The sequence below is a fragment of the Streptomyces sp. NPDC002643 genome (assembly GCF_053592555.1).
The window spans coordinates 1-13407 of the sequence record NZ_JBSFVY010000007.1; the positions used below are offsets into that span (position 1 = coordinate 1).

Annotated in this window: 9 protein-coding genes and 1 pseudogene; 6 read left to right on the plus strand and 4 right to left on the minus strand. The window is 70.9% G+C overall.

Features of this window, described 5'->3' with window-relative positions; all coding sequences use genetic code 11:
* Positions 1 to 165 precede the first annotated feature (165 nt).
* Together ACWD4G_RS12455 and ACWD4G_RS12460 are read right to left on the minus strand one after the other, a co-directional pair.
* A complete protein-coding gene (locus ACWD4G_RS12455; RefSeq protein ID WP_451292660.1) occupies positions 166 to 2076 on the minus strand; it encodes an ABC transporter ATP-binding protein in 1911 nt (636 codons plus the stop codon).
* Positions 2010 to 2447, minus strand: a pseudogene (locus tag ACWD4G_RS12460) (ABC transporter transmembrane domain-containing protein); the annotation flags it as partial. The gene ACWD4G_RS12455 and the pseudogene ACWD4G_RS12460, both read right to left, overlap by 67 nt.
* Positions 2448 to 2850: 403 nt before the next feature.
* On the opposite strand from ACWD4G_RS12460, the gene ACWD4G_RS12465 reads away from it, so the two are divergent.
* The 4 genes from ACWD4G_RS12465 (at position 2851) to ACWD4G_RS12480 (ending at position 6620) form a co-directional block, all read left to right on the plus strand.
* Positions 2851 to 3774 (plus strand): ABC transporter ATP-binding protein, encoded by a 924-nt coding sequence (locus tag ACWD4G_RS12465; RefSeq protein WP_451292661.1) that lies wholly within the window; start codon positions 2851 to 2853, stop codon positions 3772 to 3774.
* Positions 3775 to 3836: 62 nt separating this feature from the next.
* On the plus strand, positions 3837 to 4637 hold the full coding sequence (locus ACWD4G_RS12470) for an ABC transporter permease (RefSeq protein ID WP_451292918.1): 801 nt from the start codon (positions 3837 to 3839) through the stop codon (positions 4635 to 4637).
* Between the two features lie 89 nt (positions 4638 to 4726).
* Positions 4727 to 5992: a sensor histidine kinase gene (locus ACWD4G_RS12475; protein WP_451292662.1), complete on the plus strand. Its 1266-nt coding sequence runs from the start codon at positions 4727 to 4729 to the stop codon at positions 5990 to 5992.
* Positions 5985 to 6620 carry a response regulator gene (locus tag ACWD4G_RS12480; RefSeq protein ID WP_451292663.1) on the plus strand — a complete coding sequence of 212 codons (636 nt, stop codon included), beginning with the start codon at positions 5985 to 5987 and terminating at the stop codon, positions 6618 to 6620. The genes ACWD4G_RS12475 and ACWD4G_RS12480 overlap by 8 nt, the downstream gene beginning before the upstream one ends.
* Positions 6621 to 6623: 3 nt before the next feature.
* On the opposite strand, the gene ACWD4G_RS12485 is transcribed toward ACWD4G_RS12480, so the two are convergent.
* Together ACWD4G_RS12485 and glgX are read right to left on the minus strand one after the other, a co-directional pair.
* On the minus strand, positions 6624 to 8063 hold the full coding sequence (locus ACWD4G_RS12485) for a sulfatase family protein (RefSeq protein ID WP_451292664.1): 1440 nt from the start codon (positions 8061 to 8063) through the stop codon (positions 6624 to 6626).
* 82 nt (positions 8064 to 8145) lie between these two features.
* Positions 8146 to 10467: a glycogen debranching protein GlgX gene (glgX, locus tag ACWD4G_RS12490; RefSeq protein ID WP_451292665.1), complete on the minus strand. Its 2322-nt coding sequence runs from the start codon at positions 10465 to 10467 to the stop codon at positions 8146 to 8148.
* A gap of 150 nt (positions 10468 to 10617) precedes the next feature.
* Between glgX and ACWD4G_RS12495 the strand changes: the two genes are divergently transcribed.
* Both ACWD4G_RS12495 and ACWD4G_RS12500 read left to right on the plus strand, forming a co-directional pair.
* Complete coding sequence (locus ACWD4G_RS12495; protein WP_451292666.1) at positions 10618 to 11844, plus strand: L,D-transpeptidase; 1227 nt, start codon at positions 10618 to 10620, stop codon at positions 11842 to 11844.
* A 192-nt stretch (positions 11845 to 12036) separates the two neighbouring features.
* Positions 12037 to 13311, plus strand: a complete 1275-nt coding sequence (locus ACWD4G_RS12500; RefSeq protein ID WP_451292667.1) for a L,D-transpeptidase — start codon at positions 12037 to 12039, stop codon at positions 13309 to 13311.
* The last annotated feature ends 96 nt before the right edge of the window (positions 13312 to 13407 follow it).

Below are 13407 nucleotides of genomic sequence, written 5' to 3' on the forward strand. Positions count from 1 at the left end.
GGGGGGGTTGTGGTCGCACGCCCTGTCCCCCCCCCCCAAAAAACCCCGGGGCTGCGCCCCTTGCTTTTCGGCCCGCAGGGGCCGTGTCTTTCAGGGGCGCGGGGAACTGCGCGACAAGCCCCAACCACCCGCGGCCGACAACGCGTGGCCCCCCATCCCGTCGCTCTACACCAAACTGTCCCGCCAAGCCCGGTGCAGGTCCGCGAACCTGCCCTTGCCCTCGATGAGTTCGGACGGGGTGCCGTCCTCGACCACGCGGCCGTGTTCCATGACCAGGACCCGGTCGGCGATCTCGACCGTCGACAGGCGGTGGGCGATGACCACGGCCGTGCGGCCCCGTAGGACCGTCGTCATCGCGCGCTGTACGGCCCGTTCGCCGGGGATGTCCAGGGAACTGGTCGCCTCGTCGAGGATGAGGACGGCGGGGTCGGCGAGCAGGGCCCTGGCGAAGGCGACCAACTGGCGTTGACCGGCGGAGATACGGCCGCCCCGCTTGCGTACGTCGGTGTCGTAGCCCTCGGGGAGGGCGCTGATGAAATCGTGGGCGCCGATGGCCTTGGCGGCCCGTTCGATGTCCGCCCGGGTCGCGTCGGGGCGCCCGATCGCGATGTTCTCGGCGACCGTGCCGGAGAACAGGAACGACTCCTGGGTGACCATCACCACCCCGCGCCGCAGCTCCGGCACCGCGAGGTCGCGCAGGTCGACGCCGTCGAGGAGCACCCGCCCGGCCGTGGGGTCGTAGAAGCGGGCCAGCAGCTTGGCGAGCGTGGACTTCCCCGCCCCGGTGGAGCCCACCACCGCCACCGTGCTGCCCGCGGCGAGGGTGAGTTCGAAGCGGGGGAGGACCTCGCCGCCCGTACGGTAGGAGAAGGAGACCTCCTCGAACTCGACCTTGCGGCCGGAGAGTTCGGACGCCAGGGCCGGTAGTTCCCTCGGCTCAGACGGCTCGGGGACGGTCGGGGCCTGGGCCAGCAGCCCCGCGATCTTCTCCAGCGAGGCCGCCGCCGACTGGTACGAGTTGAGGAACATGCCCAGCCGGTCGATCGGGTCGTAGAGGCGGCGGAGGTACAGGACCGCCGCCGCGAGGACGCCGAGGGCCAGTGTCCCGCCCGCCACTCGGTACGCGCCCCACAGCACGATCAGCGAGACCGAGACATTGGCCACGACACGGGAACTGACCACATAACGGGCCATCTCCAGGATGACGTCACCGTTGGCGCGCTCGTGGCGGTGGTTCAGGTCGCCGAACTCCGCGTCGTTCATCGCCTCGCGACGGAACGCCCGCACCGGGCGGATGCCGTTCATCGTCTCCGCGAACTTCACGATCACCGCGGCGATGGCGGTGGAGCGGACGGCGTAGCGCTTCGCCGAGCGCTGTCGGTGGCGGCGGATGAACCAGTAGAGGGGGAGGAACGACACCATGGCCGCCGCGCCCAGGCCCAGGTCCAGCCAGAGCAGCATCACCGCGATGTAGACGACGGAGAGGATCACCCCGATCAGTTCCTGCAGACCCTCGTTGAGCAGTTCGCGCAGCGACTCGACGTCCGTGGTCGAGCGGGAGATCAGCCGGCCCGAGGTGTAGCGCTCATGGAAGTCGACGCTCAGCGCCTGCGCGTGGCGGAAGATACGGCCGCGCAGATCCAGCAGCACATCCTGGTTCACCCGTGTGGACACCCCGATGAACCAGTACTGCAGGCCGCCGGCCGTCAGCGCGCACAGCAGACAGCCGACCGCCACCGCGATCAACGGCCCGTGCCGGGCCTCCCGGAACGCCGGTACGGCCGTGTCGATCGCGTACGCCACCAGCAGCGGGCCCGCCTGCACCGCCGCCTGCTGCAGCAGGAGCAGGACGCTCGCCAGCACCACCCTCGCCCTCATCGGGGAGAGGAGGGAGCGGAGGAGCGCGAGGGTCGCGCCGGGGGGTGTGGGGAGGTTGTCGTCGTCGAAGCCGTCGGGCCGCTCGTGGGGGCGCTGGGGGCCGTGGGGTTCTCCGCCCGGTCCGCCGTTCGGGCCAGGAACTGGCGGAGCAGCATCAGATCGGTCGTACCGCGTGAGAGCAACTGGCCGGAGGCCCAACGGTCGTGGAAGGCCACCGGGAGGCGTTGCAGATGCCGGTACAGGGCCGCCCGCATCGATGCCTCGATCCCGGCGAGGGGCCGGGCCACCAGCCACCGCCGCAGCCCGAACAGCAGGGCCTCGGCAAGCCCGAGGAGGAGCAGATAGAACGCCCCGAGCCACACCCCGGCCCGGTCACCGGCGGCGACCGGCCCGTCCACCATCCACTTCAGGACGAGCGGGATCACCAGCCCCATGCACGAGGCGACGATCGCGACGCCCGCGGCCGCGAGCAGCCGCACCCGTACGGGCCGGACGAACGGCCACAGCCGCAGCAGCGTACGCACGGTCGACCGGTCGGAATCCGGCCGTGCCGCGCCCTTCCGACCCACCTCCGCGCCGGTCCCGGCGGCGGTCTCCGCGCGGGTCTCCGCGCGGGTCTCCGGGTCGCTCTGCGGGGCGGCCGTCTCCCGGTCCGGCTCGCGGTCCGGCTCGCGGTCCGGCTCGCGGTCCGGCTCCGGGGCCGGCTCTCCGTCGGTCTGTTTCTCGGGGTCCTTGTCGGCTTCTTCGGCGGTTGCACGTGTCGTGGGCATCAGCAGCGAGCCTACGGATCGGCACTGACGACGCCCACTGAGTTTTGGCCGGACCGGGATCGGTCGTCGGCCCTCCGACCTGCGAAGGCGACCGATCAGAACGACGGATTCCGGTCGTACCGTGCCATCAACCGATCGGTTGATGGCACTTCGAGCGCGATGGGCGATGTGCGCGCCCACAGCCTGTCGCGATCCTCGACGTATGCCGCACACAACCACCACACCCGTCATCGAGGTCACCGACCTGCGCAAGTCCTATGGCGGCCGGAATGTCGTCGACGGCGTCTCGTTCACCGTGCACGAGGGCGAGATCTTCGGGATTCTCGGCCCGAACGGCGCCGGAAAGACCACCACCGTCGAGTGTGTCGAGGGACTCAGGGTCCCCGACACCGGCCGTGTACGGGTCGCCGGGCTGGACCCGGTCGCCGAGCGCGAGGCCACCCGCCGGGTCCTCGGCGCCCAGCTCCAGGAGAGCGAACTGCAGGCCAAACTCACCGTGCGCGAGGCACTGGAGCTGTACACCGCCTTCCACACCGACCCGCTCGACTGGCGGCCCCTCGCCGAACGCCTCGGCCTCACCGCGAAGCTCACCACCCGCTTCGCCAGGCTCTCCGGCGGCCAGAAGCAGCGCCTGTTCATCGCGCTCGCCCTGGTCGGCAACCCCCGGGTCGTCGTGCTGGACGAACTGACCACCGGCCTCGACCCGCGCGCCCGCCGGGACACCTGGGAGCTGATCGAGGACATCCGCGCGAACGGGGTGACCGTCCTCCTCGTCACCCACTTCATGGAGGAGGCCCAACGGCTCTGCGACCGGATCGCCGTGATCGACAAGGGGCGGATCGCCGCGCTGGACACCCCGGCCGGACTCATCCGCCGCTCGGCGGGCGCCACCGTCATCAGCTTCACGCCCTCCGCGCCGCTCGACGACCGCGACCTCGACGCGCTGCCCGCGCTCGCCTCCGTCGGGTACAAGGACGGCCGTATCACCCTCTCCGGCACCGACGAGACCGTCGACGCCGTCCTCACCCTCCTCGCCCGCACCCACGTCACCGCCCACCAACTCCGGGTCACCGACGCCACGTTGGACGACGCGTTCCTCGACCTCACCAAGGAGACGGCCGCATGAGCAGTCGTATGAGCAGTCGTACGAGCGGTCGACGTACGAGTGGCCGACGTGCGAGCGGTCGCATGAGTACGGCCCACGTCGAGGTGCCCCTCGCCCGCACCGCCCCCGCCACCGCCGTACGCGACCTCGTCAACACCGCCGTACTGAAGAGCGAGCTACGGCTCTTCCGCCGCGAACCCGGCGCCCTCTTCTGGATGCTCGGCTTCCCCACCGTGCTGCTGGCGATCCTCGGTTCCGTCCCCGCCTTCCGCGAGGCCGACCCGGCCTTCGGCGGGCTGCGCCCGGTCGACGGGTATGTCCCGGTGAGCGTGCTGCTGGGACTGATCGTCGGCGGTATCCAGGCGATGCCGCAGACCCTCACCGGCTACCGCGAACGCGGCGTCCTGCGCCGGATGTCCACCACCCCGGTCCGTCCCGCCGCCCTGCTCTTCGCCCAGATGTTCCTGTACGGCGGTGCCGCCCTGCTGTCGGCGCTGCTCGCCCTCGCGGTCGGCCGGCTCGCCTTCGACGTACGGCTGCCCGAGCAGCCCTTCGGCTACGTACTGGCCCTGCTCCTGGCCGTCCTGGTCGCCCTCGCGCTGGGCGCGCTGGTCTCGGCGCTGTCCCGCACGACGAAGATCGCGGGCGCCATCGGCTCGGCCGTGTTCTTCCCGGCGATGTTCTGCGCGGGCGTGTGGATGCCGGTGCAGACCATGCCGGACGTCCTCGCCCGTTCCGTCGGCTTCACCCCGTTCGGCGCGGCGGCCGAGGCCCTCAACCAGGCGGCGGCGGGCGCCTGGCCCGGCTGGGACCACCTCGGAGTGCTGGTCGCCTGGACGGTCCTGCTGACGGCCGGCGCCGCGCGCTGGTTCCGCTGGGAGTAGGCGGGGCGAGAGCCATGCGAACGGGCGGCATGACCGCGAAGGCCGGGCACACCGGGCTACCGACCCCTACGGCCGGGCACACTGGGCGGATGACCGCGGTGGACACGGACATCGAGCGGCGCTGGGAACTCGTTCGCGGCAAGGGGCCGTACGTACTGCTCGGGGTCGGCGCTCTGCTGGCGGTCGCCACCGCCGAACTGACCCCGAGCACGGCGGAACGGATCACGGCGGCGCTGCTGGTCGTCGCCGGAGCCGCACTCCAGCTGTGGTGGGGCCGTGCGAGCCGCACCCGCCAGGGCCCCTCCACCGCCGGGGCGGTCTACTACACGCTGCGCTGGGCGCTCGGCTTCGTCCTCACCTGGCTGAACCCGTTCTTCGCGTTCTACGCCGCCGCCGGCTACTTCGACGCCGACGAACTGATCCCCTGGCGGCGACCGCGCCGGCTCGGCCCGTTCGCCAGCGCGGTCACCGTGTCGGGCTCACAGGCGGGCGGGATGCCGTTCGAGAAGCCGGTGCAGTGGGCGGTGTTCGCCGGACTCCTGGTCGTCAACAACGTGATGCTGACCGTCGTCGGCCACCTCACCTCCCAGCAGGAGGAACGCTCCCGCGCCCGCGCCGAGACCATCGCCGAACTCGAACGCACCAACACGGCATTGCAGCAGGCCCTCGACGAGAACGCCGCCCTCCACTCCCAACTCCTCGTCCAGGCACGGGAAGCCGGGGTCGCCGACGAACGCCGCAGGCTCGCCGCCGAGATCCACGACACCATCGCCCAGGGCCTGACCGGCATCATCGCTCAACTCCAGGTCGTGGCGAACGCCCCCGATCTCACCGTCGCCCGCACCCACCTCGACCGCGCCGCCGCCCTCGCCCGCCACAGCCTCGGCGAGGCCCGCCGCTCCGTGCACAACCTCGCCCCCGTCGCCCTGGAGCACGACGGCCTGCCCGAGGCCCTCAGGAACACGGTCACCGAATGGGGCGAACGCACCGATATACGCGCCGAGTTCACGGTCACCGGCACCACCGCCCACCTCCACGACGAGGTCTCCGCCACCCTCCTGCGCATCGCACAGGAAGCCCTCTCCAACGTCGCCCGGCACGCGCACGCCACCCGCGTCGGCGTCACCCTCTCCTTCCTCGGCGACGAGGTCATCCTCGACATCCGCGACGACGGCCAGGGCTTCGACCCGCACACCTGCCGCGCCCGCACGAGCAACGGCGGCTTCGGCCTCGACGGCATGCGCGCCCGCGCCGAACGCATCGCCGGCGCCCTCACCGTCGAGTCCGAACCACACCACGGCACGGCCCTGTCGGCTCGCGTACCGTTGGTCCGCCATGAGTTCACCCATGAGTGACCAGCCGCCGATCAGCCTCCTCATCGTCGACGACCACCCCGTCGTACGCGACGGCCTGCGCGGCATGTTCGAGTCCGCACCGGGCTTCGTGGTGCTCGGTGAGGCGTCGAACGGTGTCGAAGCGGTCGCCTCGGCCGCCGAACTCGACCCCGACGTCGTGCTGATGGACCTGCGGATGCCGGGCGGCGGCGGGGTCGACGCCATCGCCGAACTCACCCGCCGCCGCGCCCGCGCCAAGATCCTCGTCCTGACCACCTACGACACCGACTCCGACACCCTCCCCGCGATCGAGGCGGGCGCCACGGGTTATCTGCTGAAGGACGCCCCGAGGGACGAACTCTTCAACGCGGTACGCGCTGCCGCGCAGGGGCGTACGGTCCTGTCGCCCGCCGTGGCCTCACGGCTGGTGTCGGCCGTCCGGGCCCCCGGCAACGAGCCGTTGTCCGCCCGCGAACGCGAAGTGCTCCGCCTGGTCGCCAAGGGCACGGCCAATCGCGAGATCGCCCGGGAGTTGTTCATCAGCGAGGCGACGGTCAAGACCCATCTCACGCATCTCTACGCCAAGTTGGGGGTCAAAGACCGGGCGGCGGCGGTGGCCACGGCGTATGAGCGGGGCATTCTGGGCTGACAGTCACGACGCCGGGTAGGGCAGCAAACCCTCCGCTATCCGTTCCCACGCCCCCCTCAGCTCCGCCAGTCGCTCCGGCTCGTCCGGGGCCCTGTCGGCCTGTTCGCGGGCGTCCGCCGCCAAGTTGTACAGGTGGTCCTTGCCCGCCGCGTCGCGGTAGTACTTCCAATCACCCCTCCGCAGCGCCCTGTTGGCCCGTACCCGCCAGAAGAGGTCCCGCTCGGGTACGGCCTCGTCGTGGAGCAGATAGCCCGCGAGGCTCTTGCCGTCCAGGGGGTACGCGGGGTCCGGGCGGGCGCCGCCCAGCTCCAGCAGGGTGGCCGTCCAGTCGGGGGTGAACGCGGGCTCGTGGCTGACCTGGTGGCCGTCGATCCGGGCCGGCCAGCGCACGATCGTGGGGACCCGGATGCCGCCCTCCAGGAGGACGAACTTCTCGCCGCTCAGGGGCCAGTTGTAGGAGTAGCGCTCGCCTCCGTTGTCGCTGGCGAAGAGAACGAAGGTGTTGTCCTCCTGGCCGGAGCGGCGCAGCGCGGTCAGGACCTCGCCGACGGCCGCGTCCAGGCTCTCCACCATCCGGGTGTACTTCTCGACCGAGCCGCCGTCGTAGTGGTTGAGGGCGGTGGAGATCTCCGACTGGTTCTTCGCGGACCGGATCTTCGCCGCGATCTCGGCGCCCGTCTCCTCGTCGCCCTCCGCGAGCCAGGGCCAGTGCGGGGTGGTGAAGTTGAGGTTCAGCAGCCAGGGCTGGCCGTGGTCCCGGCTCACGTAGTCGACGGCCCGCTCGGTCAGCACGGTCGTGTAGTACCGCAGGTCCTTGTACTCGGCGTCCCCCTCGTAGAGGTCGTACGCGCCGAGCTGGCCCAGCTTGGAGAAGTACTCCAGCACGCCCCCGAAGTTGCCGAAGAACTCGTCCCAGCCGGACTTGGTGGGGCTGTGGTCGGGCAGCCAGCCGCAGTGCCACTTGCCGATGAGGGCGGTCGCGTAGCCCGCCTGCTTGAGGAGGGAGGCAAGGGTGGGGTGACGGGGGTCCAGCCCTTGCGACCTGTTCGCGATGGGCTCGGCCAGCCCGCCCGGGGTACGGCCCGGATAGCGGCCGGTGTAGAGGCTGAACCGGGTCGGTGAGCAGGTCGCCGAGCCCGCGTACGCGTCGGTGAACCGCACCCCCTGCCGGGCCAGCCGGTCCAGGTTCGGCGTCCTGATGTGCGGGGCGCCGTACGACGACAGATCGGCCCAGCCGAGGTCGTCGCCGAGGATGACGAGGAAGTTGGGGCGCCGGGCGGAGACGGCACCGGTGGTACGGGCCCGGAAAGGGCGCTCGGAGGGAGTGGTCGCGGCGGTCGCCGCGGATTCGGCGGGGGTGGCCGAGGCGGTCGTACCGGCGACGGCCGTCACGGCACCGCCGCCGACGAGACCGCCGAAGGCACGGCGGGATATCTCGGGCATGCGCCTCAGTCGATCAGCGCGCCCGACCTCCTGACCAGCGATCCGGCCCGGATTTCATGGACCTGCCACGCTCCTGAAACGCTCAGCCGACCTTCAGCAACAGCACACACCGCCCCGGAACAGTCACCGTCGTCCCCGACCGATGCACCACCCCCGGCACCTCCCCCTGCTCCTCCCGCGACGTGTCCACGACCACCTCGTACCGGTCCGCCCACGGAGGTCCCGGAAGGACGAACTCCACCGGCCGGTCCCCGGCGTGCAGTACGGCGAGGAAGCTGTCGTCGAGGATCGGGGCGCCGCGCTCGTCGCGGCCGGGGATGTCCCGGCCGGACAAGTACATGCCCAGGGTCGCGGCCGGCGCGTACCAGTCCCGTTCCGTCATCTCCGTGCCCCTGGACGTGAACCAGGCCAGGTCGCGCAGTCCGTCCGCCGAGTGTGCCCGGCCGGAGAAGAAGGCGCGGCGGCGCAGTACGGGGTGGGCGTGGCGGAGGGCGATCAGTCGGGAGGTGAGGTCGAACAGGGCCCTCCAGCCGGGCTCCTCCAGCAGCTCCCAGTCCACCCAGCCGATCTCGTTGTCCTGGCAGTACGCGTTGTTGTTGCCGCCCTGGGTGCGCCCCAGCTCGTCACCGGCCACCAGCATCGGCACGCCCGTCGACAGCAGCAGCGTCGTCAGGAGGTTCCGCAACTGCCGCCGCCTCAGCGCCCGTACGCCCTCGTCGTCCGTCTCGCCCTCGGCCCCGCAGTTCCAGGAGCGGTTGTCGTCCGACCCGTCCCGATTGCCCTCGCCGTTGGCCTCGTTGTGCTTGCGCTCGTACGACACCAGGTCGCGCAGCGTGAAACCGTCGTGCGCGGTGATGAAGTTGACCGAGGCGTACGGGCGTCGGCCGCCCCAGGCGTACAGGTCGCTCGACCCCGACAGGCGGTAGCCCAGGTCCCGTACGTCCGGCAGCGCGCCCCGCCAGTAGTCGCGCACGGCGCCCCGGTAGCGGTCGTTCCACTCCGTCCACAGGGGAGGGAACGCGCCCACCTGATAGCCGCCCGACCCCACGTCCCAGGGCTCGGCGATGAGCTTCACCCGGCGCAGTACCGGGTCCTGGGCGATGACCGCGAGGAACGGGGACAGCATGTCGACGTCGTGCATCGAGCGGGCCAGCGCCGCCGCGAGGTCGAAGCGGAAGCCGTCCACGCCCATCTCCGTCACCCAGTAGCGGAGCGAGTCGGTGATCAGGCGCAGGACGTGCGGCTGGACGACGTGCAGGGTGTTGCCGCAGCCCGAGTAGTCCGCGTAGCGGCGTGCGTCGGGCTGGAGGCGGTAGTAGCCGCGGTTGTCGATGCCCCGAAGGGAGAGGGTCGGGCCGCGTTCGTCCGCTTCGGCCGTGTGGTTGTAGACCACGTCGAGGATGACCTCGATCCCGGCCGCGTGCAGGGCCCGCACCATCCGGCGGAATTCCCCGACCTGCTGGCCCGCCGTGCCCGAGGCCGCGTACGCCGCGTGCGGGGCGAAGTAGCCGATCGAGTTGTAGCCCCAGTAGTTGCGCAGGCCCCGGCGCAGGAGGTGGTCCTCGTGGGCGAACTGGTGGACGGGGAGCAGCTCGACGGCCGTGACGCCGAGTTTCACCAGGTGCTCGATCGCCGCCGGGTGCGCGAGGCCCGCGTAGGTGCCGCGCAACTCCTCCGGGACTCCGGGGTGTCGCTGGGTGAAGCCCTTGACGTGCAGCTCGTAGATGACGGAGTCGGCCCACGGGGTCTTCGGGCGGCGGTCGTCCCTCCATTCGTCGTCGGGGATGTCGTCGTGGACGACCACACCCTTCGGGACGTACGGCGCCGAGTCCCGCTCGTCGCGCACGGTGTCCGCCACATGCTGCTCGGGCCAGTCCCTTACGTGCCCGTACACATCCGGCGGCAGACCGAACTCCCCGTCCACGGCACGCGCGTACGGGTCGAGGAGGAGCTTCGCCGGGTTCCAGCGGGCGCCGGTCCAGGGGTCCCAGCGGCCGTGCACGCGGTAGCCGTAGCGCCGGCCGGGGAGGACGCCGGGGACGAAGCCGTGCCAGATCTCATGCGTCAGCTCACCGAGCCGCACCCGGGTCTCCTCGCCCTCGGGCGAGAACAGACACAGCTCGACGGCCTCCGCTCCGCCTGCCCACAGCGCGAAGTTGGTGCCCGCGACCCCGTCCGGGCCCACCCGGAAACGGGCGCCCAGTGGCGTCGGCGCACCGGGCCACACGGCCCTCGACGCGGACCCGGCCGCGTCCCGCCGGCTGCCGTTCACCTCGACGGCCGGACGCGCGGCCGGCACCCCGCGCACCTCCCGCACCGACTCCTGATCCGGTACCGCCCGCTGATCCGCCGCTGCCTCCTGTACTGCCTCGTGTGCTGCCTTTGGCTCGGCTGCGCTCGACACCTTGGGCCTCCCCGCGGCTCGGTGGGCCGACGAGAAAGGGGGCCCGGTGTCCCGACCGCTGTCCCCGTCGCGTCGTCCTCCCAGGGTTTCTGCCCAGAGCACGCCTCGCACTCACGTTTCCCGGGGGCGTGCGCCGTCGTTGGGCCGCACGTGAACCACGCACAGACGCACGCGCGCCGCGCCGGTGCCGCGCTGACCGCCGCACTCACCTGGACCGGCCTGCTGGCCGGAGCCGCGGGTTGCACCGCAGAATCGTCTCTGACCAGCGGAAAAGCGCCCGATGACACCATCCGGGTCACCCCGGAGGACGGCAGCAAGGGCGTGCGCCCGGAGCAGCGCTTCGAAGTACGGGTGCCCAGTGGGCGCCTGGAGTCCGTCAAGGTCGTGAAGTCCCAGGACGCGCAGGAGTCGCCCGTACCGGGCCGTCTCTCCGCCGACCGGCTGACCTGGCGCCCCACCGGCTCACAGAAGCTCGCCCTGGCCGCCAAGTACACCGTCGACGCCGTCGCACTCGACGGCCACGGCCGCCGCTCGGCACGCCACGTCACCTTCACCACCCACGTCCCCGACGAACGCTTCATCGCGTACGTCACCCCCGAGAACCGCGCCACCGTCGGCACCGGGATGATCGTCTCCCTGGAGTTCAACCGGCCCGTCGAGAACCGCGCCGCCGTCGAACGGGCCATCGAGGTGACCGCCGAACCGGCCGTGGAGATCCGCCCGCACTGGTTCGGCGACGGACGCCTGGACTTCCGCCCGGCGAGGTACTGGAAGCCCGGCACCGAGGTCACCGTGGGCCTCCGCCTGCGTGACATCGAGGGCGCCCCCGGCGTCTTCGGGCAGCAGTACCGGACGTACTCCTTCACCATCGGCCGCCACCAGGTCAGCGTGGTCGACGCGGCCAGGCACACCATGCGCGTCCGGCGCGGCGACGGCGTCCTCGCCACCCTCCCCATCACCGCCGGGGCGCCGAGGACGACCACGTACAACGGCCGGATGGTCGTCACCGAGATGCTGGAGGTGACCCGGATGAACGGCGCCACCGTCGGCTTCAGGAAGGCCGACGGCAAGAGCGAGTACGACATCCCGGACGTCCCCCACGCCATGCGCCTGACCACCTCCGGCACCTTCCTGCACGGCAACTACTGGGCCCCCGACGCCTTCGGCCGCGCCAACGTCAGCCACGGCTGCGTCGGACTGCGCGATGTGAAGGGCGGCAGTTCGAGCACCCCGGCGGGCTGGTTCTTCGACCGCAGCCTCGTCGGGGACGTCGTCGAGGTCATCAACAGCGACGACAAGGAGGTCGATCCCGACAACGGGCTCGGCGGATGGAACATGGGCTGGAAGGAGTGGAAAGCGGGTTCCGCGGTGAAGTAGACCGACATGGGTGTACGCGCGCAGGGGGCGGGCCCGGAACGGGTCGGGGCCGGTCATGGTCCAAGTTGGGACTGAACGGTGACATTCACCGAGGCCAAACCATCCCGATCATCTGGTTAATGTACGAGCGTACGCGCGCGTTGCGCGTAGGGGTGCGGGCCTGATCAGGCCGTGCGAGGGGAGACAAGTAAGTTGAACGGGCGACCGATATCGGGGGCGTCGGTTTCGGGGGCGTCGGCACGCGCGCGGACTCGGGGGGGCCGGGGAAGCAGGGGACTGCCGGCGCTGCTGCTTGGACTGATGCTGCTCACCGTCACCGCGTGCAGTGGCAGCGGGGATTCGGGCTCCGACGGTGACAAGGGGAAGGGCTCGGACAAGAGCGCCTCGGCCAAGGCGGCCGACAAGCCCTCGGAGGCGGTGGTCTCCATCGCCCCGAAGAACGGCGCCGACTCCGTGGCCACCAGCGGGGCTTTGAAGGTCACCGCGGGCAAGGGCAAGCTGACCGAGGTCACCGTCGAGGACGACAAGGGCGAGAAGATCGCCGGTGAGATATCCGGCGACGGCGCCAGCTGGACGCCGTCCATCCACCTCAACTCGGCCACCGAGTACAAAGTGCACGCGGTCGCGGAGGACTCCGAGGGCCGTGAGGCCGCCGAGGACTCGTCCTTCACGACCCTGACCCCGAAGAACACCTTCGTCGGCATCTTCACCCCCGAGGACGGTTCGACCGTCGGCGTCGGCATGCCGTTCTCGATCCGCTTCACCCGGGGCATCACGGCCCCCGAGGACGTCGAGAAGGCCATCACCATCAAGACCGAGCCGGCCGTCGAGGTCGAGGGCCACTGGTTCGGCAACGACCGCCTCGACTTCCGTCCCGAGGAGTACTGGAAGGCCGGCACCAAGGTCACCGTCGACCTCAACCTCGACGGCGTCGAGGGCCGCGACGGCGTCTACGGCGAGCAGAGCAAGAAGGTCTCCTTCACCATCGGCCGCAGCCAGGTCTCCACGGTCGACGTCAAGACCAAGAAGATGACCGTCGAACGCGACGGCAAGGTCATCAAGACCATCCCCGTCACCACGGGCGCCCCCGGCATGGAGACCTGGAACGGCCAGATGGTCATCAGCGAGAAGCACACCGTGACCCGCATGAACGGCGAAACGGTCGGCTACGGCGGCGAGTACGACATCAAGGACGTCCCGCACGCCATGCGCCTGACCACCTCCGGCACCTTCCTCCACGGCAACTACTGGGCCAGCGACGCCTTCGGCAACTACAACGCCAGCCACGGCTGCATAGGTCTGCGCGACGTCCGCGGCGGCTGGGACAAGGATGTCTCGGCGGCCTGGTTCTTCAACCGCTCGATGGTCGGCGACGTGGTGGTCGTGAAGAACTCCAACGACCGGGTGGTCGACCCGGACAACGGCCTCAACGGCTGGAACATGTCGTGGGACAAGTGGAAGGCGTAGGGCGCCTTGTGACCGCCGGGTTCGACCCGCGCCCCAAAGGGGCGCGGGGAACGGCGCGAGCGACCACGACGAATCTGCACTTCACCAACGACGTTA

Excerpts from the sequence above, each read along its gene's own strand:
- ACWD4G_RS12465 (WP_451292661.1), top strand. The coding sequence starts at position 2,851 with ATGCCGCACACAACCACCACACCCGTCATCGAGGTCACCGACCTGCGC.
- ACWD4G_RS12470 (WP_451292918.1), top strand. The coding sequence starts at position 3,837 with ATGAGTACGGCCCACGTCGAGGTGCCCCTCGCCCGCACCGCCCCCGCC.
- ACWD4G_RS12475 (WP_451292662.1), top strand. The coding sequence starts at position 4,727 with ATGACCGCGGTGGACACGGACATCGAGCGGCGCTGGGAACTCGTTCGC.
- ACWD4G_RS12480 (WP_451292663.1), top strand. The coding sequence starts at position 5,985 with ATGAGTGACCAGCCGCCGATCAGCCTCCTCATCGTCGACGACCACCCC.
- ACWD4G_RS12485 (WP_451292664.1), bottom strand. The coding sequence starts at position 8,063 with ATGCCCGAGATATCCCGCCGTGCCTTCGGCGGTCTCGTCGGCGGCGGT.